At 37.9% G+C, this 22,116-nt stretch carries 17 protein-coding genes and 3 pseudogenes; 16 read left to right on the plus strand and 4 right to left on the minus strand.

Annotated features, from left to right (window positions below; all coding sequences use genetic code 11):
• The first annotated feature begins 241 nt into the window (after positions 1-241).
• The 11 genes and pseudogenes from ACK4EX_RS07675 to ACK4EX_RS07725 all read left to right on the plus strand — a co-directional run bounded on the left by ACK4EX_RS07675 (position 242) and on the right by ACK4EX_RS07725 (position 6,899).
• Positions 242-490, plus strand: a complete 249-nt coding sequence (locus ACK4EX_RS07675) for an HPr-rel-A system PqqD family peptide chaperone (RefSeq protein WP_409771421.1) — start codon at positions 242-244, stop codon at positions 488-490.
• Positions 491-640: 150 nt separating this feature from the next.
• A complete protein-coding gene (locus ACK4EX_RS07680; protein WP_409771423.1) occupies positions 641-1,531 on the plus strand; it encodes an ATP-grasp domain-containing protein in 891 nt (296 codons plus the stop codon).
• A 62-nt stretch (positions 1,532-1,593) separates the two neighbouring features.
• A complete protein-coding gene (locus ACK4EX_RS07685) occupies positions 1,594-2,229 on the plus strand; it encodes an alanine racemase (protein WP_409771426.1) in 636 nt (211 codons plus the stop codon).
• Positions 2,205-2,921, plus strand: a complete 717-nt coding sequence (locus ACK4EX_RS07690; RefSeq protein WP_409771428.1) for a hypothetical protein — start codon at positions 2,205-2,207, stop codon at positions 2,919-2,921. Before ACK4EX_RS07685 ends, ACK4EX_RS07690 begins: the two co-directional genes overlap by 25 nt.
• Positions 2,922-3,140: 219 nt before the next feature.
• A pseudogene (locus ACK4EX_RS07695) lies at positions 3,141-3,362 on the plus strand (urea transporter); the annotation flags it as partial.
• Positions 3,344-3,952 carry an urea transporter gene (locus tag ACK4EX_RS07700; RefSeq protein ID WP_409771430.1) on the plus strand — a complete coding sequence of 203 codons (609 nt, stop codon included), beginning with the start codon at positions 3,344-3,346 and terminating at the stop codon, positions 3,950-3,952. The pseudogene ACK4EX_RS07695 and the gene ACK4EX_RS07700, both read left to right, overlap by 19 nt.
• Positions 3,953-4,069: 117 nt before the next feature.
• A pseudogene (locus tag ACK4EX_RS07705) lies at positions 4,070-4,393 on the plus strand (M23 family metallopeptidase); the annotation flags it as partial.
• An 87-nt stretch (positions 4,394-4,480) separates the two neighbouring features.
• Positions 4,481-4,753 carry a hypothetical protein gene (locus tag ACK4EX_RS07710; RefSeq protein WP_409771432.1) on the plus strand — a complete coding sequence of 91 codons (273 nt, stop codon included), beginning with the start codon at positions 4,481-4,483 and terminating at the stop codon, positions 4,751-4,753.
• A gap of 687 nt (positions 4,754-5,440) precedes the next feature.
• Entirely contained in the window at positions 5,441-6,433 is a 993-nt protein-coding gene (locus tag ACK4EX_RS07715) for a hypothetical protein (RefSeq protein WP_409771434.1), read from the plus strand.
• Between the two features lie 127 nt (positions 6,434-6,560).
• Positions 6,561-6,713, plus strand: a pseudogene (locus ACK4EX_RS07720) (tetratricopeptide repeat protein); the annotation flags it as partial.
• 51 nt (positions 6,714-6,764) lie between these two features.
• Positions 6,765-6,899: a tetratricopeptide repeat protein gene (locus ACK4EX_RS07725; RefSeq protein WP_409771436.1), complete on the plus strand. Its 135-nt coding sequence runs from the start codon at positions 6,765-6,767 to the stop codon at positions 6,897-6,899.
• A gap of 257 nt (positions 6,900-7,156) precedes the next feature.
• Here ACK4EX_RS07725 and ACK4EX_RS07730 read toward each other — a convergent pair whose 3' ends face one another.
• Entirely contained in the window at positions 7,157-8,746 is a 1,590-nt protein-coding gene (locus ACK4EX_RS07730) for an ABC transporter ATP-binding protein (protein ID WP_409771437.1), read from the minus strand.
• Positions 8,747-8,872: 126 nt separating this feature from the next.
• Between ACK4EX_RS07730 and ACK4EX_RS07735 the strand changes: the two genes are divergently transcribed.
• A complete protein-coding gene (locus tag ACK4EX_RS07735) occupies positions 8,873-9,553 on the plus strand; it encodes an SCO family protein (protein ID WP_409771438.1) in 681 nt (226 codons plus the stop codon).
• 92 nt (positions 9,554-9,645) lie between these two features.
• On the opposite strand, the gene ACK4EX_RS07740 is transcribed toward ACK4EX_RS07735, so the two are convergent.
• Both ACK4EX_RS07740 and ACK4EX_RS07745 read right to left on the minus strand, forming a co-directional pair.
• Entirely contained in the window at positions 9,646-10,638 is a 993-nt protein-coding gene (locus ACK4EX_RS07740) for a UDP-glucuronic acid decarboxylase family protein (protein WP_409771440.1), read from the minus strand.
• A 91-nt stretch (positions 10,639-10,729) separates the two neighbouring features.
• Positions 10,730-15,577: a T9SS type A sorting domain-containing protein gene (locus ACK4EX_RS07745; RefSeq protein ID WP_409771443.1), complete on the minus strand. Its 4,848-nt coding sequence runs from the start codon at positions 15,575-15,577 to the stop codon at positions 10,730-10,732.
• An 888-nt stretch (positions 15,578-16,465) separates the two neighbouring features.
• On the opposite strand from ACK4EX_RS07745, the gene ACK4EX_RS07750 reads away from it, so the two are divergent.
• From ACK4EX_RS07750 to ACK4EX_RS07760, 3 genes are all read left to right on the plus strand, one after another.
• Positions 16,466-17,719: an FAD/NAD(P)-binding oxidoreductase gene (locus ACK4EX_RS07750; protein ID WP_409771445.1), complete on the plus strand. Its 1,254-nt coding sequence runs from the start codon at positions 16,466-16,468 to the stop codon at positions 17,717-17,719.
• 218 nt (positions 17,720-17,937) lie between these two features.
• A complete protein-coding gene (gene gyrB, locus ACK4EX_RS07755) occupies positions 17,938-19,878 on the plus strand; it encodes a DNA topoisomerase (ATP-hydrolyzing) subunit B (protein WP_409771446.1) in 1,941 nt (646 codons plus the stop codon).
• Between the two features lie 111 nt (positions 19,879-19,989).
• The gene (locus tag ACK4EX_RS07760; RefSeq protein ID WP_409771449.1) at positions 19,990-20,445 is read left to right on the plus strand and encodes an OsmC family protein; all 456 of its coding nucleotides are present in this window, start codon (positions 19,990-19,992) and stop codon (positions 20,443-20,445) included.
• A 79-nt stretch (positions 20,446-20,524) separates the two neighbouring features.
• On the opposite strand, the gene sucD is transcribed toward ACK4EX_RS07760, so the two are convergent.
• A complete protein-coding gene (gene sucD, locus ACK4EX_RS07765; RefSeq protein ID WP_409771451.1) occupies positions 20,525-21,400 on the minus strand; it encodes a succinate--CoA ligase subunit alpha in 876 nt (291 codons plus the stop codon).
• A 201-nt stretch (positions 21,401-21,601) separates the two neighbouring features.
• Between sucD and ACK4EX_RS07770 the strand changes: the two genes are divergently transcribed.
• Positions 21,602-22,030 carry a helix-turn-helix domain-containing protein gene (locus ACK4EX_RS07770; protein ID WP_409771454.1) on the plus strand — a complete coding sequence of 143 codons (429 nt, stop codon included), beginning with the start codon at positions 21,602-21,604 and terminating at the stop codon, positions 22,028-22,030.
• Positions 22,031-22,116 lie beyond the last annotated feature (86 nt).

The following is a 22,116-nucleotide window of genomic DNA, read 5'->3' on the forward strand; positions in this document are numbered from 1 at the left end:
GCAATGACAATAATCAGACGCGCCTTTTTCGATCTGATTTACGAAAGCTTTTTTATAAATATAAAAATTAACCTCAATTATTGAGCTAATAGCAGATTCAATTCGATGACACAAAAAAAATTTCATTGAATACGCACATTAGAATTCTCTTATATAAGTTTCAAGACAATAATCATTATAAATCTTATATTACAATAAATATTTTTACATAAGAAATCTGGAACTATTAAATCCTATTAAAATGATACAGATTCGCAAAAACATTGCTATTAGTGATACAGGCTTTTTGTTCGACCCATTTACGGGCGAATCATATTCCCTCAATTCTACTGGATTAGAAATTTTACTCATGCTAAAAAATGGAAATTCTCTTGAAGAAATCTCTCATAAAATAACAGAAAAATACGATGTGGATTCTGAAACTTTTGAGAGGTATTTTCAAGATTTTATTTCGACACTTCGACTGTATCACTTGACAGAAAACGAGTAAAATGAGAAAAATAACCATAGGACTTTACGGATTAAACAACATCGATAGTCCTGGTCCAGGCATTCCTGTATTTAGAGGCCTAAGAGCGTCTAAGCAATTTGAGCTAGAATTGTAGGCATAGCATATGAAAATCTGGAACCGGGCGCGTACATGCACGATTTAGTAGATAAAACATATAAAGTTCCATACCCTTCAGATGGTGTTGAACCTTTATTAGAAAGAATAAAATACATTCAAGAAAAAGAGAAAATCTACGTATTAATTCCCAACTTTGATTCGGAGCATTTCACTTTTATGAAATCCGAAAAAATATTAAGAGATTGGGGAATAAAAACATTTTTACCTACATTACAACTATTTGAAGAAACACATAAATCAAATTTACCCGAATTCGTAAAAAAGTACGGTGTAAATGTTCCTTACAGCGAACCCATTACTTCACTGCAAGAATTTTTTAAAATTATAATCAAATTCGATTTTCCTGTAGTAGTAAAAGGGAAATTTTACGATGCCTACATAGCATACGACATTGATCAGGTAGCTATGTATTTCAATAAAATAGCTGCTAAATGGGGTTTACCTATTGTAATTCAAGAATTTATAAAAGGAACAGAGGTAAACGTTGTAGGCCCTGGTGATGGTCAGGGTACCATAATAGGCGCCTTGCCTATGCGAAAAACTTACACCACCGACAAGGGTAAGGCTTGGCGAGGCATTACCCTCGATGATCCGGCTATGATGGAACTCACGCACAAAATTATTTCTCAAACTAAATGGAGAGGCGGTATGGAGCTGGAGCTCATCCGTACGGCCGATAATAAGCTCTACATGATCGAAATAAATCCCAGATTACCAGCATGGGTATATCTGGCCGTAGCTGCAGGCCAAAATTTACCTGAAGCTCTGGTACTTATGGCCCTCGGCGAAAAAGTCAAACCCTTTACCTCCTATCAGATTGGAAAAATGTTTATTCGGTATTCCTTTGATCTTATTACCGACTTAAGTGAATTTGAAAAATTAGCCACTACCGGCGAACTCTAAAACAAAAAAAAATAGAAAAACGAGCCTTCGAAAGACCAATCATCCAAAAGCTAAATGCCAGTTTGCCAAGCAAATACGGCCTAAAAAGTAAACTGGAACTCATTAGCCACATTGATGGGGTCGCTGTAAGCAGCATCATCGAGCAATATGGATCTCCTGTTTTCATATTTTCGGAAAATTCCATCCGCCGAATCTATAAAGATGCATATCGGGCATTCAGCTCGCGATACCCTAATGTGCAATTTGCCTGGTCATATAAATCAAACTATCTGAATGCTATTTGTCAAGTCTTCCATCAAGAAGGCGCCTGGGCTGAAGTAGTTTCTGGATTAAAATACCAAAAGGCCATCGCAAATGGAATTCCCGGTGAACTCATCATTTTCAATGGACCTGACAAAAGCCTTGAAGACCTTCGTAAAGCCATAAAAAATGGCTCACTCATTCACATAGATCATTTCGATGAGCTCTATGATATCATAAAGCTGTCAAAAGAGATGAGCGAGCGGCCTCGTGTAGCTATTCGCGTAAATATGGATGTGGGCATCTATCCGAAATGGGACAGATTCGGATTTAACTATGAAAATGGGGAAGTGTGGGATGCTCTCAACCGTATAATGACTTCGAAAAAACTTGAGCTCGTTGGCCTTCACACACACACATCGGAACATACATCATGTCGACAGAGGCCTATAAAATAACCACCTCTAAACTTGCTAAACTTGCAGTAGATCTGGAGAAAAAGCACGGATTTGCCATTCAATATATCGATATCGGAGGTGGTTTTGCATCAAAAAATACTTTAAGAGGCGCCTACTATCCTGGTACAGATACAACCCCATCGTTCGAAGACTTCGCTGAGGCTATTACCTCAGCAATTTTTAGCTCTGAGATCAAACCTCAAAATATTCCCTTGCTTATTTTAGAAACAGGCAGAGCTCTGATCGACGATGCTGGATATTTGGCCGGTACTGTTTTGGCAAACAAAAGGCTGTCTGACGGCCGACGGGCTACAATCATCGATGCTGGTGTTAATGTACTCTTTACTGCTTTTTGGTATGAGCACGACATCCGACCAGTAGAACCTATTTCCGAACAATTGGAAGACACCACCATCTATGGCCACTTATGTATGAATATCGACGTTGTTCGCACAAATGTGATGTTTCCATTGCTAAAAAAGGGAGATCATTATGTAATAAAACGCGTAGACGCATACAACAATACTCAATGGCTCCAGTTTATCAACATGCGACCCAATATTGTATTAATTGATAAATCAGGAAAAATACATTTTATTCGTAAAAAAGAGACACTTGATACCATCAATTCAATGGTGATAATACCAGAGCATCTCAAGGAGAATAATTTTTATAATATGGCCACTAAATGAAACTTATCAAGTGGTTTAGTGATGCCGTTCTGAATAGTTATGCTCAGTTGTTTTTTTTTTAAAACAATAAGTGGTTTGTATTCATATTGTAGAGCATAACTTTTTTAGATTTATATGTAGGCATTTTAGGTTTTTTTTTGTGTTCTTACTTCACTTGTGTTAGCCTATGTATTAGGGATTAATCAATATAGCATAAATCAGTGATATTATGGCTTTAATTCACTACTTGTAGGAATTGGTTTAGCCATTTATTTTGAACCTAGTTTATCGCTGGTTATTTTGATTTTTGCTGCCGGAATACTTACTCTTTTTATATCATTATTTTACCAAGGGTTTTTAGCTAAATATGGATTGCCATTTCTCAGCTTACCCTTTATACGGTATTTTGGCTTTTGCGATTATCTACACGACAGTTTCAAGCATTGGGTTTCAGCGATATAGGGATATATATTTTAAACGAATTGTATGCATTAAGAGGAAGTAAATTAGTAGAAATTTATGAATGGACAAACACCCTTAATTTACCATTTGCAAATAAAGCATATTTACTTTCTTTGGGAGCAATATTTTTTCAACAAAATATTTTAGCAGGTTTTTTAGCATCGATTGATCTTATTATTTACTCAAGAATAGCATTTTCGCTCAGTATTATAGGTTTTTCCATTGTATATTTTTTTTATAGTATTTTGGGTATTTACTTCAACGAGATTAATTTCAGCTATATTGGATTTAATTACATCTTAACCTCTATAGCGTTAGGTGGTTTTTTTATAATTCCAAACCACAATTCTTACATAACTCAAATTTTTATAATTCCGATTGTTATAATCGTAGGCATATCTCTACAAGAAATTTTTAATATGTTTTACTTGTCGGTACACTCACTTCCGTTTAATTTGGTAGTACTTACGATACTTTATGGTTTGAAGTTTAGAAAAGACAACAGAATTGGATTAAGCACAATCTTTTGGCAGCAAAAATCACCAGAAAAAAACCTGTATTTTTTTAATAATTACGTAGAGCGATTTTGAAACGAAACAAATTTTCCAATATATCTGCCTTTTCATGGAGAATGGGTAGTAACTCAAGGCCACAATGCAGAATATACTCATAAAGATGATTGGAAATATGCATGGGATTTTGAAATAATAGATGAAGATGGAAAAACTTATCAAAATAATGGAGATTTCGTATCAGACTATTACTGTTATGATAAAAATGTACTTGCGCCTGCAGATGGAGTCATTGAGAACATTGTAGATGAAATTGATGATAATCCCATAGGAGTAAGAAACTTAGAAAATAACTGGGGCAACACAATAGTAATAAAACACACAGAATTCTTATACACTCAATTAAGCCATCTAAAGAAGGGAAGCATCAAATGTTCAATCGGGGAAACAGTAAAAAGAGGTGATATTTTAGGAAAGGTAGGCAATTCAGGCAATTCTCCATATCCACATCTGCATTTTCAAATTCAATCAGATCCTTATATTGGTTCTAAGACTATATATTATCCACTCACGTATACCTATATAAAAAATCAAAAAAAAACAGAATTGTTACAAATATCGATTCCTGAAAAAGGCGACAAAGTATCTTTTCTTACTCCAAATTCAATACATAAAAAATCTTTTCATTTCATAGTAGGAGAACAATTGAAATTCAAAGATGATAAAGGGGAAGAGATTACATGGAGTGTTAAAAGAGATTATTACACATTAGATAAATACTTAGAGTGTCAAAAAAGCAAATCAAAAGCATACTTCCGGTTGAACGATACAATGCTGCAATTTACGCATTTTGAAGGGGACATAAAATCAATTCGTTAATACTTCTATTTAGCTTCTTTTAAAGTGAATTTTAGTTATACAAATAAATTAGAATTAAGCGATATAATTCCAGTAAATATGGTATTAAATTCTTTTGAGTTGTTCATACACGATTTTTTCGCTCATTTATTTCCATTTTTACATTGTATTACTGTCTCTCATACCCTGAAATAAATTCAGAATTAACAATTAATCAGATTACACTAAAAAGTACAATTACCAAAAATCTTTTTGGTAGATAAATTGATCTTATTGAGTTTGAAATAGAAGCAGATCAAAGTGGTATTAAATATTTCAAAATACATAAAAAATATTTTTAAAAAACAAAATGGATAAAAAAAATTAATATTCACATTCTCTCTCTTAATTTTAATTAATTATGGTTAATCACAAATAGCATACAACATAAAAGAGATTGATATAGTTACATATGAACTTTATACTCAAAAGAAATGGGATACACTTATTGATATAGGAAAGGAATCTTTGAGAAGAAATATTTCTTTTTACTTTTTACATGTGGGCATGGGCATTACATACTTTTTTTTGAAGAATTTTCACATAGCTATTTATCACTTTGAGCAAGCATTGAAAATAACAGGTGAAGAAGAATATGTGAAAGAATATCTATATAGTTCTTAACTTTAATTAGGTATATCTTTTGAAGCAGAAATGATTTCATAAAAGATGTCAAAAGCATTTAAGGAATATTATGGAATAAACAACGAAATTGCCAGTAAAAACATTGATGTTGGTTACAATTTCACTGTAGGAAACCCAATTGACAAGATCTCTCATTCCATAAATAAAATTCAAAATAACCAGAATGGTTATTTATTTAGTCCATTGAAAATTCAATCTTTTTATATTGGATTATTGACAAAATTGATCTCGCGCCTGAGTATTTATCAGGCTTACACCAACTTAAGTTCAAATCAATTTCTCTATTATCAAGCATCTAATCAAACCTTCACAGATTCAAATTTTGCCACAAGACTAAATCAATATTATATAAATACAAACATTTTACTGTCGAAATTCATATCAATTTCTGGTGGATTTCACTTTGTTCATTTAAGTACAAATTTCACTGCTCAGCTTACAGTAGATTCTAATCAAACACCTATTTTAGTGGAAGTACCATACCATTCAAGCGTTTTAGATATTTTGTGGTTTGTTTCAATTTACAAAAAATTTACTTATTTCAACCATAGTATATCGTATTACAACGCGGGATTTAATAATGTCAAACAAGAACAATTTGATTTTAAAATACATTTTTTTCCCTATGGAAATTTAAATTTATATGTATTAAATAATCTTTCATATAAAAAACAAAATTTTTATTTCTCTTCTCTAAGGAAAAATAAAGTTATAGATGAAAGTATCGGTTTTAAAATTTCAAATAGATTTTGGACAGAGATTTATGGCTCTACAGGTGATATGAGTAATTTTATTTTAAAAGAGGGTTTAGTCATTTATAACAGGTCTGATGTGATAAACAATAGATTGGGAGCAAAACTTATTTTTATAGCTAATCCAAATTGGTCGCTCACCATTGATTTTGCCCGATTGTATTGTACAAGTACTATTACCGAATATCCAAAATGGAAAGAGTTTGATGATAGATTTTCCTATTTACATCATTCTGTGACAGGAATTTTATCCATAAAACTTTAAATGTACAAACATGAAAGAAGTGAAAATATTAACCTCTTTTTCATCTCTAATCCTATTACTAATTACCGTATTATCGTTAAATGGAAAGGATTAGCTTGTAAATGCTTTTAAAAAGAGTTATGAATATGAAAACAATGGAAATTACAAAAATGCTATTGACCAATTAAAGTCTTTATATGATGCTGAGAGTTATGAAATAAATCTTCGATTAGGATGGCTGTATTATCAAAGTGGAAATTTTAAAGAATCCATTGATCATTACCAAAGAGCAATAAACCTAAAACCGTATGCGATTGAGCCGAAATTAGGATTAGTACTTCCCTACTCTTCGATGGGAAAATGGGATACAGTTTTAGAAATATATCAAAAAATTTTACTTATTGATCCAAACAATTCACTAGTCTATTATCGAGTAGGATTGATATACTACAATAAAGGAAATTATAACAAAGCAGAAGAGTTGTAAATCTGTATCCTTTTGACTACGATGGATTGATATTATTAGGTTGGATTAAATTAAAACTTCAGAAAATCAGGGAAGCAAAAGTATTATTCCATAAAGTGCTGATGAACAAACCGGGCGATAAATCAGCATTAGAAGGATTAAAATACATTAAATAAAATAAGATATTTTTTTGAGGAAAAACGCAAATAATTTTACTTGAAATAACATTTTTTGTGTCTTTATTTCTCTACTTAAGTTAGTTTAAACAGCATAATATATCAAAGGCTAACTAAAGCCTCTTTTAATCGTTTCGTAAAAGAATGAACAGGACTTTCGGGTATGCTACCGGTCCATTCTTCTACGATTTCGCCGTTATACATCACACATATCCGATTACAGAAGTATTCAGCAATAATGAGATTGTGTGTTATGAATAAGTAGCTGACATTCAGAGCATCTTTTAGATCGTTTAAAAGATTAAGAACCTGAGCCTGCACTGATACGTCAAGAGCTGCCACACTCTCATCGAGTACCACAAGTGACGGGCGTAATATTAGTGCACGTGCTATCGCTATCCTCTGGCGCTGTCCACCTGAAAATTGGTGTGGATAGTCATCAAATCTCTCCATTGAAATACCTACCATTTCAAGAATTTCTTGAGCTTTTTTTATGGCTTCTTCAGCTGAAATGCCTTTCGCCAATAAGGGCTCCATCACTTGCTTACCGATGGTGAGCATTGGATTAAGGCTTGAAAAAGGGTCTTGAAAAACGAGCTGGACAACATCAGCTTTGCGACCATCCTGGTGATATTGCACTACCCCTTTGTCTGCTTTTTCAATTCCACATAAAATTCTTGCTAGCGTAGTCTTTCCGCAACCTGATGGGCCTACGATTCCAACAGACTCACCTGTAGAGATGATAAGATTTACATTACGCAAAATGGGCGATTTCTCATTACCAATTGTGTATGACTTGAAGATGTTTGAGATTGTGATAATTTTTTCATTCTTTTTCAAAAGTTTTATATCCTTCAAAATCTGTTTATAGGGAACTTTTACTTGGTTACTTTGAGGCTGTAAAAAATCTTCAATCGTGGGTAGTCGCTCAGGTTTGTATCCAGGCTTAGGCCTTGAGAGTAAAAGTGCCTTAGTATATGGATGACTGGGTGATGTAAAGAGCTGTTGTTTAGATTGAGTTTCTATTATTTTACCCTGTCGCATCACTAGAATTCGATCGCAAAGATGGCCGACTAGGTCTATATCATGACTCACAAAAATGAGGGAGGTACTTTGTTCATTGCAAAGTTGGCGAAGAAGGCGAATGATTTCTGCTTGTACGAGTAGGTCAAGTGCTGTTGTAGGTTCATCGGCAACAAGCAAATGAGGATTTTTGATCATTGCCATAGCAATTACCACCCGTTGACGCTGCCCTCCGCTGAGCTGATGCGGGTATTTGAAATACGAGACTTCCGGGTTGGGAATTTGAACTTTCTGCAGCCACTCTAAAGCTCGTTTCTTTTTTTCTTTTTTTGAAATTGGCAAGATTTCTAAAGCCTCAGCTACCTGAGCACCTATTTGCATAGAGGGATTTAAGGCGCTCATGGGTTCCTGAAATACATAACCGATTTTCTTAGCTCGAACTGCTGAAGTCATTTTATCGAGCTCTGCCCAATTACCTGAAACTTCTTGAAAAGCAAAGACATCGAATGAAATGGACAGAGAAGGTGGCAACAGACCGGAAATGGTTTTACAAATCAAAGACTTACCTGAGCCGCTCTCTCCTACAATTCCAAGTTTTTCGCCTTTTTTAAGATGCAAATCAACACCATGCACTAAAACTGCATCAGTGTTTTTTGATCGGATTGTCAAATTTTTTATCTCAAGCAAGGGAAGAAATCTTTTTATAAAAGTTTAAGCAATTTTCAGGGTAAAAATCAGATAAAATTTGTTTGAATAAAAAGGTCGAGTGTATTGTCTTACTACAAATTCTAAAAGATGAAAAAATCAAAATACATTCTATATGGATTAATAGCTATTGCTCTTATTGCCGTATACATTTTCGGTGGATATATCATGCAAGAGCCCGAGCGATTACCCGTTTATAATCCTGTTGACATCAATCCAGAGCTGGTTGATAGCAGCCTACTAAGAATCGGAAGGAATTTTCGAACGGGTCCTTTTACAGTGATTAATCATTTAGGCGACACAGTAACTGAGGAAACTGTGAAAAACCGCATTCGAATAGTGAATTTCTTCTTTACTACTTGCCCCTCCATCTGTATCGATATGACGAGAGAACTGCGCAAAGTACAAGAGGCTTTCAGGGGTGATGAACGCATAGTCATTCTGTCGCACACTGTAATGCCCGAGGTTGACAGCTTGCCCGTTTTGCAAAAATATGCGCACACCAATGAGATCGATCCAACGAATTGGTGGCTTGTGCGTGCTGACCAAGCTGAAATTCAGCGTTTAGCGCGTAAGGTGTACTTTGTCGTAAAAAGTGGAGAACACTCAGTAAACAACGACGATCACAGTTTTATTCACACAGAAAATGTGGTTTTAGTTGACAAGAAGGGTCGGCTTCGAGGATTTTACGACGGTACAGATCCTGAAGATATGAAGCGCCTGATTCGGCACATACACATCCTCCAGAAAGACGATACTCCAAAGTATTAATTACACATATCATTTTAAAAAAGAAAAAAGGCAGAAAGTCACATTATATGCTTTCTGCCGGGTAGTCTGCAAATCTTATAAGTGAATATTTATCAGTACTTTCGAATATATTCCTTAAAATCCCTATGCTCCTGTTTGTAAAGCTCTTCTTTAGGCAGAGACTTAAAGTATTCGTATGTGATTTTCAAACCTTCAGCCCTTCCTACTTTGGGCTCCCAACCGAGTATCTGCTTTGCCTTTGTAATATCTGGTCTTCGCTGCATAGGATCGTCTTTTGGCAGCGGTTTGAAGACAATTTTTTGATTGGTACCGGTTAATTTAATGATTTCCTGGGCAAATTCGAGAATGGTAATTTCATCGGGATTACCAATGTTTACCGGATAGGGATAGTCGCTTAACAGCAAGCGATAAATGCCCTCAATGAGGTCATCTACATAACAGAATGATCTTGTTTGACTACCATCTCCAAAAACAGTTAAATCTTCACCACGGAGTGCTTGACCGATGAAGGCCGGCAACACTCGACCGTCGTTTAAGCGCATACGCGGACCATAGGTGTTAAAGATGCGTACAATACGTGTTTCGAGGCCATGGTAGGTATGATAGGCCATAGTCATCGCTTCTTGGAATCGCTTTGCCTCATCGTATACGCCACGAGGACCTATCGGATTCACATTACCCCAATATTCTTCCGATTGAGGATGCACTGTTGGATCTCCATAAACCTCAGACGTACTCGCGATAAGAATTCTTGCGCGCTTCACCATAGCTAATCCCAAACAATTGTGCACACCAAGTGAGCCTACTTTTAGAGTTTGGATGGGTATTTTTAAATAATCGATTGGGCTGGCAGGTGAAGCGAAGTGCAAAATATAGTCGAGATGACCAGGAACATGTATAAACTTAGAAACATCGTGATGATAAAACTCAAATTCTTTGTATTTGAAAAGATGTTCGATGTTTCTCAAATCGCCGGTTATGAGGTTATCCATTCCAACCACGTCATAACCCTCTTTGATAAACCGATCACATAAATGTGAACCTAAAAAGCCCGCTGCTCCTGTGATTAATACGCGCTTATTCATGGTAATTTTTCGGGTAAAAGTAGTTGTTTGTTTACAATTTTACATAATAGTTAAAAATAATAAAACCCGCCAGGTGGCGGGCTTTTACATATTACTTATGTGATGTAACAATGAGCTTTCTCACATATTCGGCTCCATCGACGTTAGCCCTTACGATGTAAGTACCATCTCTTAAGGAATTCAGGTTGAGAGGTACATCTGCTCTACCTTCGTAGTAGTAGTCGCTAAAGCTCATTACCATCTGACCAGCCAAATTGAATACACTTACTGAAACATTGCCCGACTTAGGCAGATAAATCGGTAAATGTGCCATATTATTAGCAGGATTGGGATAGAGCTCTCCAACTACAGGCTGGTCGAGAACCTTTTCTTCAATACCTATAAAGAATTCAGGCATTCTCTTAGTCACTTTCAAGCAAAAATCATCGATAGCCCAACCAGGAGCCGTCACATTTTGATCGCTGCCAAAACGGAATCTGAAGATGGCTTTACCAGAGAACTGGAATCTAAATGTGGCTTTAGCTTCAATCCAGCCGTTTGAGTTACCTGTAAATCCAGGATTGATAAGCTCAAGGCCTGTAATGTATGGCTGATTATACCAAGAAGATTGAGGCTTGAAATCACCCACTACCTTCCAGCTGTTTCCACCATCTTGTGAGACTTCGACTATACCGCCATCGTGAAACTTTTCGGTTACGAAATAGTGCATAAAGCTCATTTCGTAAGCCAGATTGGAATCCACGATAAATACCGGTGTAAACAGGGCAGAGCTGTCGCGGTTTCTATAATTCTGAGTCAAACGAGTCATCCATGCCTTTGTACCAGAGTAGGCACCTACGATGGGTGGATTGTTTGGTGTTCCAAATTCCCAGATTGTGGTACCGTTGCCGTATGTGAATGCATTGTAGGTAGCCCAAGTTGGCTCATTAGGCCCCTCAAAATTGTTACAGAAAGAAGAATCTGGCGTCTGAGCAATGTTGAGTTCCTGAAGTACTACAATGGTTTTGCAGAACTCATCGTCAGAGGTAAGGTTGTCTTGTTTTCCGTTAGGCAACCTAGTCTCTGCACAAACGTTATGAGGTCCTGAGGTTGGATTGACCCATGGAGATTGATATGTATAGTTAAACGTTTGATTCACTTCAAGACCATTACCGGGGAAAATTACTTTTTCCCAAGGACCAATATTGTTTCCAATTTTCACGCGCACCTCACAGCTATCGAGTCTCTTAGCCCCGGTATTTTGAATGGTCACGACAAATTGGTTGTTAATTCCGGGTACAATCAGAGGGGTGATTGTATTCACATTAATGGGTGCTGCACTATTTTGCGGTGGTACGTAGATTTGAAAATTATCAATTGCCCAACCTGCACCTGTACCAGCAGCATTAGAGCGGAAGCGGAAGCGGAGATTTAACGGTGCTATATTGAAGTTAAACATGTTAAGCGGGAAGGCACTGTTCATCCAACCTCCGGAATTGCCGGTAAATGCAGGTTTATTTCCGAATAGGGCAGAGCTCGATGTACCAAAGTTTGGAGAAGTACAATACCAGTTAACACCCAGATTTTGGTTACATCCACCTGAAGGAAGCTCACCGAGAATTTGCCAGCCCTGAGGAGTTTCATACTCTACAACACCTCCATCGTCGTCACTGAATTGGAAATTTTGAGCAAATCGAATTTCTGGAAAGCGAATGGTATCAAATCCAGTGAATGAGGGGAATCTCAAAATTTCTTCTGCATTGTTTCGATAAGGGCGATTCGTTGAAGTAACCCATGCATTTGGAGCAGATTGTGCAGAGTTGATCGCTGTTTTTGATGGAGTACCTAACTCCCACTGACGAAGACCACCTTGAGAGAAGATACCGTTGGAAGACCAGTTGCAGTCATCAAAGTTTGTAAAATATGGTACTGAAATACTACCAAAACCGGTAACATCCTTACAGTATTCATTATTAAATGTATTGACATCACCTGTTAAGTTGGTTGAGGCACAAATTTTAAATCTTCCAGTAGGCCAAACCGGCGATGTGGTTGGAGTGAACTGAACGGTTTGGTTGGGCGCTAGGTTACCCGTCCAGGTTGCATTGTATATTACAGGTGTTCCTGCACCTGTACCGCAGTAGGGAGTAATGGTGTAAGTAATTGGAATAGAAGTTAGCGTTTGAGTACCGAAGTTTCGGATTGTAAACGTGGGCAACTGGCCGGTACCTGAAGGCACACCTAGTCCTGGTGGTTGGATATTTTCGATGCCGGCATCATTAGCAATCTTGTTGTAAACATTCAGATTATCTATTGCCACAAGAGTTGCTGTTCCGCTGTTTTTACGATGTGCTTGTATTTGAATGCGAGCGAACTTGTTAGCAAAAGCCTGTAAACTGAATTCTCTGTATATCCAAGGTGAAATATGGTTTGTATGAGAATTTGCACCGGTATTTACAATTCTACCACCAGCTGGTGTGATCCAGTTATTTCCACCGTCTTCTAGGAAACGAACTACCAGTGAATCAACATCTGGTGCAAACATGTAGTAGTAGAAAGAAACTACCGGGTTACTCATACCGGAAAAGTTCAAGCAAAGCGATTGAAGAGTAGCTGGTGAGTTGAACTGCCAGTTACCACGAGTAAAGAGGTAGTTACCGTAATTGGAGAAGTCAGAAATCGGACCTGTACCTTCAATAGGATGGGGCAAGCCTGTACCCAACCCCCAAGCATATTGGCTAAAGCTTGTACCTGTAGGGTTTGGAATTCTTTCCCACACGGTGGTGGCCAAGGTGCCATAGTTACCTGGTACTGCAAAGTTTCCGGGAGTGTTACCTGTTCCGTCAAAGGTCAATGTCAATGGGAAGGTGCTGTGATTAGCTGGATGATGTATTTGGATGTCGAGTGTATCGTTGGTTTTATCAACATCACCTGGCACATTGGTCCATACCCTTATATTGTAGGTAGTGTTTGGAGTTGAGAGATTTGCCTTTGGCACCAACGTATAAACTAGTTGCTGAGCTGTGATAAGGTTTTGCTTAATAGTATCCCATACGATTGGACCGTTATTGATTCGGAAAGCAATGGGAATTTGCTTCAGCGTGTCACAACCGAGAGATTGAACTCTTACTTGAATATCTTCATTAGCTGTATATCCACAGAAACCATTGACGGGTTTAAGAATTTCCATCAAACGAGCGTCATCCGTAGTAGGATTGTAAATGCGGAGATTGTCAATGGCAATATCTGATAAGACTCCAGCACCTCGGGTAGCGACAAAACGAAACTTCACAAACTTTCCTGTAAAAGGTTTTATATTCACAACAGCTCGGGTGTAGGGTGCTGTTTTAGAGGCATGTTGTTGACCCGTGACTGTAAATATTCCATTGATCCAAGTGGAAGTAGGACCTGAGTTAGTATCGATATCTACTCGAAGAGAGCCCATGTTTTGACCAAACATGTGGTAATAGAATTCCAGCGCTGTACATGAGTCCAATGGCAACTGAATACAGGGAGTTTCGAGGATGGTTTGTTGGCCTGTTGTTCCTCTTTCACCCCATGCATAAACGTATTTCGAACCATTTTGAGATCCGGATGGACCCGTACCGGGGCTTGGTGTCGCTTGGTTGCCACCCATTATGGCCCAAGCATAGTTGTTGGGCAATTGATTGTTCGGTGGATTGACCGACCAGTTCTGCCCTACTGCTGTTGGGAATGTACCCCTGTATGTCGTACCCGTACCTCCAACTGTACCTGGTACCCAATCGGCACTTTCAAAACTTTCAATCCAGGGATTGGTAGCTGATGGATAAATGATATTTGGATTCACAGGATTACCAGGTTGCCAACCGGGAATACACTTACCTGGAGGAGGTGGCATGATCCAAAAAGTGTAAAAACCTACAGGTGCATTTGAGGGCATTCGTACCTCATTTTTACAGGTATCTTTGCCAATAATATAATAGTCAACAGTATCTCCAACATTTAAATTATATATTGTGTCTCTAAAAATCCGGTTAGTAACGGGCTGCCCTGCCTGAGGAACCATAAATTTCAGAAGCCATGGACCTTTATTTATTCTGTAAAACAGTAAAGCCGAGTCAGCCCTTACATTGTCTTGTATGCGAATTCCAATTGGATAATTACCAGGAGCAAACTGTCCGGCTATTGGGTGATTATTATAAGGAGGAGATACACCTAAAGAAAATGTAGCTGTAGGATTGTATAATTCACATGTTGATACTTCTACTTTTACATCATCAATAAACCATCCGGCCTTTAAGGCGCGGTTTGGATTACCGTCGTTACCAAATGGAAATGCACACACAAAACGCAACTTCACTTGCGGGAATCCGGTAGTGCCACACGCCAGAGCTGAGATATCAAAAACTTCTTCAACCCACCAGTTATTGGTCGGGAAAGTATTGCCCGTTGGACCGTCCCAAATATTGGTGCTATTGTTAATATTTACTCCGTTGTAAGATAGGTCATTGAAATAACCCAATGATCTGTACGACAAGCTCTGACCTAAATAAATTACATTGCCCGGTACCGGAGGAGAAGCGTTTGGGTCGTTAGGAACGAAAGTAGTCCAGGTAGCCCCGTTATTGGTCGATATCTGAATCAATGCGCGATCTACGAAAAGAATTTTGGCAATATGCCTGAAAGTCAATCGAGCGAATGTGTTTCCAACAGTAGAAAATGCGTTGGTTTCAAAAAAAATTGTATCTTGTGATCCGGCTACAGGTTTGGCAGTGTAAGAATTTGGGCTTGATACCTGTAGTTGATTATTGGTATTAAAAAGGAACAAAGGTCCAGCTGTACCTGTACCAGCACCTTTATATGTAGTGCCTTTTATAGTTGCACTATCAAAGTTTTCAAAATAAACAGTATTGATGGCTGGCTGGGAGTGAACGGATAACGTAAGAAGAAATATGCTACCTAGTAAAAGTTTTTTCATTTGCAATATTATACTTTTCCGAGAAACAAATATACACATTTACCAGAAAGTTAAAATATTTTGAAAGTGTGATCAAAAAAACCAAACCAAAACATCATTTAAAGTAATGTTCTACTAGTTTAAAGAGTTATTAAACCAAAGATTCACGTAAGAGTCATTACTTCATCTTTAATTATGTTCTTTCACTTTTGATAAAGATTTTTAAATGAGATCTGCATGAGGGAACAAATTGAATATTACCGTTAGGCAAGAAATATATGAATATGAGAAATTTAATCATTTATTAAAATGTGATAAACGAAATCTTATGCTTCAATAGTTTCAGAGTAAATCGCCATTGAATACGGTTAAAAACCGGAATCCCCTTATTTTGAAGAACTCAAAGCTACTAAGTATTCATGATTTTCTATTCTTCGTAAGACTATTCCGGATTAAAACTTTAAATAAAGAGTGAATTGGCAACAGCACTTGTTTAATTTATAAAAGAAAGTACTTAGACATAATAATTACATTTTTTTATAATATTACTTCAAAACCATAAAGTTTTCAAAATTTAAATTAAAAATTTTTATCTTTCGGTAATCATCGTAAAAATATATTCGAAAAGTATAAGATTTTTCTTAAAATTTAAACTTGATGAAAAAGTTTATTGATTTCACCCTATTGATAACAATAATCTATTATCTGAAAAAAGAAAGCAATTATAAGTTTAATTTATCCAAACTATTATTAGTTAATAAACTGATTATTAATAGGTTATTTCTTTGCAATGCGATTTATCTATAAAAATGTTTTTTTTAATTGGATTTTTTACAAATGCAACTTTTATGTGATTAAAATCACAAATCATTAAGACTTAAGGCATAATTTTGACAAAAATTAACTAAAATGAGCACTCATTATCAGATTCTTGTTGTAGGAGGCGGAAATGCTGGAATTTCAGCAGCAGCTCAGCTATTGAGAAAGAGATCTGGCTTGAAAATAGGAATTATCGAGCCATCTGACAAACATTATTACCAGCCGGCATGGACTTTGGTAGGCGGTGGCGCCTACGATATGAAGGCTACCATCAGAGACCAAAAAGACTGCATGCCTAAAGGGGCCACCTGGATCAAAGATGCTGCAGATTCGTTTGACCCAACTAACAATTTAGTAAAGTGCTCCTCAGGTGCAGAGTACACCTATGACGTATTGATACTCGTACCTGGTATCCAGCTCGACTGGCATAAGATTAAAGGGGCAAAAGAAGCTTTAGGTAAAAATGGTGTAACTACCAACTACATGCCTCAGTATGCACCCTACACCTGGGAAACTATAAAAAACTTCAAAGGAGGTAATGCCATTTTTACCAATCCAAACACTCCGATCAAGTGTGGTGGAGCTCCTCAGAAAATCATGTACCTTGCCTCTGATTACTTCCGAAAAAAAGGCATTCTTTCTAAAACAAATGTACATTTCTATTCAGGAGGAGGTGTGATCTTTGGAGTAGAGAAATACGCCAAAACCCTTTTGGAAGTAGTAAAGCGCTATAACATCAATTTGCACTTTAAACACAATTTAGTGGAAATCAAAGGTGATGAAAAGATAGCCATCTTCCAGGGAGTAGATGCCGAAGGCAAAACCATTACTGTGGAACAGCCTTTTGACATGATTCATGTAACTCCACCACAGAGTGCACCAGATTTCATTAAGCGCAGCCCATTTGCCATTCCTGATACAGCTTGGCCGGCCGATACACCTTGTATGCCAGGGCAGTTTTCAAAAGATTATCTCGGTTGGGTAGATGTAGATAAATACACCTTGCAGCACAACCGCTACCCAAATGTTTTCAGTTGTGGAGATGCTGCGAATACCCCAAATGCCAAAACTGGAGCAGCCATTCGTAAGCAAGTACCAGTAATGGTTGAAAATATTCTCGCTTTTATGGATAAGAAAAAAGCCGAAAGCAAATACAACGGCTACGGATCTTGTCCGCTTGTGACTGGCTATGGCAAACTGGTTTTGGCTGAATTCAACTATGAAAACCAACCCATTGAGACCTTCCCATTCGATCAGTCAAAAGAGCGTTGGAGCATGTGGATGCTGAAAAAACACATTCTCCCCTGGCTCTATTGGAATAAGATTTTGAAAGGTACTGCATAGTACGGATACTTAGCGATCTTATGAACCCGAATCACAGTATAAACAGCACGCGATTCGGGTTTTTCTTTTTCGTTTAGCATGGAATAAGGAGTTAAAATGTTAGTTAATTTGTTGGTAAAAACGAGTTTATATTCCCATAATTCACATACTCTTTTGCTCTCTAAAACTTAAATTTGCAAGTAATGCTTAAATTAAAAAAGAAATCCATATAACTGAAAATGACTGAAGTAAAGGATTACGGAGCCGCCAGTATTCAAATATTGGAAGGACTGGAGGCGGTGCGAAAGAGGCCAGCCATGTATATCGGCGACATTGGCACCAAAGGTTTACACCATCTCGTTTATGAAGTAGTAGATAACTCTATCGACGAGGCACTAGCCGGTTATTGTAAAAATATAGAAGTCACAATTCACGAAGACAATTCAATCACTGTAAAAGACGATGGAAGGGGTATTCCGGTAGATATACATCCTAAAGAAGGTCGCTCAGCACTTGAAGTGGTTATGACCGTATTGCATGCCGGAGGTAAATTTGACAAAGAATCCTACAAAGTTTCCGGTGGTTTACACGGAGTAGGGGTATCTTGTGTTAATGCCCTCTCTACTCATTTAAAAGCCGAAGTACACAGAGGTGGCAAAGTGTACCAACAGGAATACTCCCGCGGAATTCCTCTCTACGACGTAAAAGAAGTCGGAGATTCAACCTATAGAGGTACCATCATCACCTTTAAACCAGATGACACGATCTTTCATGACACGGTATTTCAATACAGCATCTTACAAGCTCGCTTGCGCGAATTGGCTTTTCTGAACAAGGGCATTCGAATAACCCTCACTGATGAGCGCGAACTCGATGAAAATGGCAATGTGCTCTCAGAAACGTTTTATTCCGAAGGGGGTCTCAGAGAGTTTGTGGCATTTATCGATGCCTCTCGTGAAAAATTGATCCCCGAGCCCATTTACATGGAAGGCGAAAGAGCCGGAATACCCGTGGAAGTGGCCATGACATACAATACCTCCTTTTCTGAAAATATCTTTTCATATGTAAACAACATCAATACCCATGAAGGAGGTACTCACCTGGCCGGATTCAGAAGGGCACTTACGCGTACTTTAAAGAAATATGCCGATGACTCTGGAATTACGGCTAAAGAAAAAGTAGAAATTACAGGTGACGACTTCCGCGAAGGACTCACTGCTGTGATTTCTGTAAAAGTACTGGAGCCCCAGTTTGAAGGACAAACAAAAACCAAACTGGGCAACAACGAAGTAGCCGGTGCAGTAGATCAATTAGTGGGAGAAATGCTCACCAACTATCTGGAAGAGCATCCCAATGAAGCGAAAATGATTGTAAACAAAGTGGTACTGGCTGCCAAGGCACGGATTGCAGCCCGCAAAGCACGCGAAATGGTTCAACGCAAAAACGTGCTCACAGGTACAGGACTTCCGGGTAAACTCAGCGATTGTTCTGAAACAGACCCTTCAAAATGCGAGCTTTTCCTCGTAGAAGGTGACTCAGCAGGCGGCACTGCCAAACAAGGCAGAGATCGTCGCTTTCAAGCCATTATGCCACTGAGGGGTAAAATCCTCAATGTGGAAAAGGCTATGAGTCATAAAGTATTTGAAAACGAAGAAATTAGAAATATTTTTACAGCCCTTGGGGTATCAATAGGAACTGAAGAAGACTCAAAAGCGCTGAACTTAAGCAAACTGCGTTATCACAAAATCATCATCATGTGCGACGCCGATGTGGACGGTAGCCACATCTCTACATTAATTATGACGTTCTTTTTCCGCTATATGAAGGAGTTAATTGAGCGCGGTCATCTCTACATTGCCTCTCCCCCGCTCTATTTGGTGAAAAAGGGCAACAAACAAGCCTATGCCTGGAATGAGGCTCAACGCGATCAACTCGTTCGCGAGTTAGGTGGCGATAAAGAGGGCAGCGTGACTATTCAGCGTTACAAGGGTCTCGGAGAGATGAATGCGGAGCAACTATGGGAAACAACTATGAACCCCGAACAGCGCACTCTAAAACAAGTAACCATAGAAAACGCTGCCGAAGCTGACAGAATCTTCTCAATGCTGATGGGTGATGATGTGCCCCCGCGCAGAGAATTCATTGAGAAGAACGCTCGATACGCCAAAATAGATGCTTAATAATTCGCCTTTGTTTTATGAACCCGGATTTCCCTCCGGGTTTTTTTGTGACAAAAATTATAATTTTTTACCAGTCGGCACATTTACTTTTACTCTCTAAAATATACATTAATGCATCACAAAGTAGAACTTTTCTGGAGAGGAGAAGAGACTTTTGACATCCACTTACCCGACGGCAATACGCTCCTTGTTCAAACAGAATCTTTAGATACCTTTTCTTCAAAAGGATTACGTCCCAAACCCCTTATGCTTGCATCTTTAGCTGGATGTACGGCCATAGATGTAGTGATGCTCATGAAAAAAATGAGGCTTGATGTAGAAGCCTTTAAAGTATGCATTATCGGAGAACTTACTACAGAGCATCCAAAATTTTACAAAAAAGTAGAAATTCAATACCATTTTACTGGAGCAAATCTGGATGTCGAAAAACTCACTCGATGTGTGAAACTTTCAGAAGAAAAATACTGCGGAGTAATGCATATGTTTAGACAATTTGCCCAGCTCGAAATTGATATCCATATGCATACAAAAGAGGTACAATCCGCTAACCCATCTAAACTTCTTTGAACTTTACCGATAAAAAAAGAATAGAAATAAAAAACCGCATCCTCAGATGCGGTTTTTTATTTCTGTAAACGCTTTTTAATTACAATCTTTTAAGAACATCTGCCATGCGCTTGCCGATTTCTGCTGGTGAATCAACTACGTGAATACCGCACTCGCGCATGATTGCCTTTTTAGCTTGAGCTGTATCGTCTTTTCCACCTACAATAGCTCCAGCATGGCCCATTGTACGACCTTTAGGTGCTGTTTCACCAGCGATAAAACCCACAACTGGTTTTGTGCCATTTTCTTTGATCCATTCAGCTGCGAGGGCTTCATAATTTCCGCCTATCTCACCGATCATTACAATGCCCTCAGTTTCAGGGTCGGCCATAAGCATTTTAATCGCTTCGCGTGTAGGAGTTCCGATAATAGGATCACCACCAATACCTATAGCAGTGGTGATTCCCAATCCGGCTTTTACGATTTGATCAGCAGCTTCGTAAGTAAGAGTACCTGATTTTGAAACAATACCGATTGTACCTTTTTTAAACACAAAGCCCGGCATGATTCCCACTTTGGCTTCCTCTGCAGTGATTACGCCTGGACAGTTCGGACCGATCAGTACGCAATCGCGGCTTTTAATGTAATTCTTAGCCACTACCATGTCTTTTACAGGAATGCCTTCCGTAATAGCTACTATTACTTTTATGCCAGCCTCAGCAGCCTCCATAATGGAATCAGCGGCAAAGGCGGGTGGCACAAAAATGATGGATACATCGGCTCCGGTTTCTCTTACTGCCTGCTCAACAGAATTGAATACGGGGCGATCAAGATGCCTGGTTCCTCCTTTTCCAGGAGTAACACCGCCTACTACTTGCGTGCCGTATTCAATCATCTGTGAGGCATGGAAAGTACCTTCTTTTCCAGTAAAACCTTGAACGATTACTCGAGAATGTTTATTGACCAATACACTCATTTCGACAGAATAGGAATGATTAAGTGGCAACAAATGTAGAAACGAAACAAGGTGGATAAAGACGCATCTATGGCAAATTGTCAGAAATCGATGCACAAATTGCTTTTTTATCAGATAATCAATGTTTTAAAAAAATCAATTAACTTTCTTTTTGATTATTTTGCTAAAATTATATATTTATGCAAAAAAAAATATATATACATGGTGTCGAAAATACAATCACCTTGTCCGCGATGTCAGTCAACGATAGTAGTGAAAGCCGGCGTAGTATCTGAAAGACAGCGATATAAGTGCAAATCGTGTGGCTACTACTACACGGTTGCAAAAATGGGTAAAACAATAGATGATTATTACATTGTAAAAGGTTTGCAGCTCTATCTGGAAGGACTGAGCTATCGCGAAATCGAGCGGTTATTGGGGGTCAGCCACGTTACGGTTATGAATTGGGTAAAAAAATATGGCGTAAAAAGGCTTGAAGACATTCGCTACCATCCTTCTTACAAAATTTTAAGTCACTCAGAACTCAAAGATTTCATTGCAGAAAGGGAGAGTATCAAAGGGCATGGGTTAATCATTACGGAAGTGGGTGACAAGTTTATGGTAATAAAATGGGATCGCTTCAGAGATTGATATATACTATTTACATTTTATATATGTTAAATTTAGTTTAAGAATTCAACAGGGGTACTTTAGCCAAAAAAAAACACAATACCCCA

Source organism: Thermaurantimonas sp. (genome assembly GCF_046299575.1).
Classification (GTDB): domain Bacteria; phylum Bacteroidota; class Bacteroidia; order Flavobacteriales; family Schleiferiaceae; genus Thermaurantimonas.

Bases quoted from the DNA above. Each gene is read 5' to 3' on its own strand.
- ACK4EX_RS07675 (WP_409771421.1), top strand. From the start codon at position 242: ATGATACAGATTCGCAAAAACATTGCTATTAGTGATACAGGCTTTTTG.
- ACK4EX_RS07680 (WP_409771423.1), top strand. From the start codon at position 641: ATGCACGATTTAGTAGATAAAACATATAAAGTTCCATACCCTTCAGAT.
- ACK4EX_RS07745 (WP_409771443.1), bottom strand. From the start codon at position 15,577: ATGAAAAAACTTTTACTAGGTAGCATATTTCTTCTTACGTTATCCGTT.
- ACK4EX_RS07715 (WP_409771434.1), top strand. From the start codon at position 5,441: ATGTCAAAAGCATTTAAGGAATATTATGGAATAAACAACGAAATTGCC.
- ACK4EX_RS07750 (WP_409771445.1), top strand. From the start codon at position 16,466: ATGAGCACTCATTATCAGATTCTTGTTGTAGGAGGCGGAAATGCTGGA.
- ACK4EX_RS07760 (WP_409771449.1), top strand. From the start codon at position 19,990: ATGCATCACAAAGTAGAACTTTTCTGGAGAGGAGAAGAGACTTTTGAC.
- ACK4EX_RS07690 (WP_409771428.1), top strand. From the start codon at position 2,205: ATGTCGACAGAGGCCTATAAAATAACCACCTCTAAACTTGCTAAACTT.
- ACK4EX_RS07770 (WP_409771454.1), top strand. From the start codon at position 21,602: ATGGTGTCGAAAATACAATCACCTTGTCCGCGATGTCAGTCAACGATA.
- ACK4EX_RS07740 (WP_409771440.1), bottom strand. From the start codon at position 10,638: ATGAATAAGCGCGTATTAATCACAGGAGCAGCGGGCTTTTTAGGTTCA.
- ACK4EX_RS07725 (WP_409771436.1), top strand. From the start codon at position 6,765: ATGGGAAAATGGGATACAGTTTTAGAAATATATCAAAAAATTTTACTT.
- ACK4EX_RS07735 (WP_409771438.1), top strand. From the start codon at position 8,873: ATGAAAAAATCAAAATACATTCTATATGGATTAATAGCTATTGCTCTT.
- sucD (WP_409771451.1), bottom strand. From the start codon at position 21,400: ATGAGTGTATTGGTCAATAAACATTCTCGAGTAATCGTTCAAGGTTTT.
- gyrB (WP_409771446.1), top strand. From the start codon at position 17,938: ATGACTGAAGTAAAGGATTACGGAGCCGCCAGTATTCAAATATTGGAA.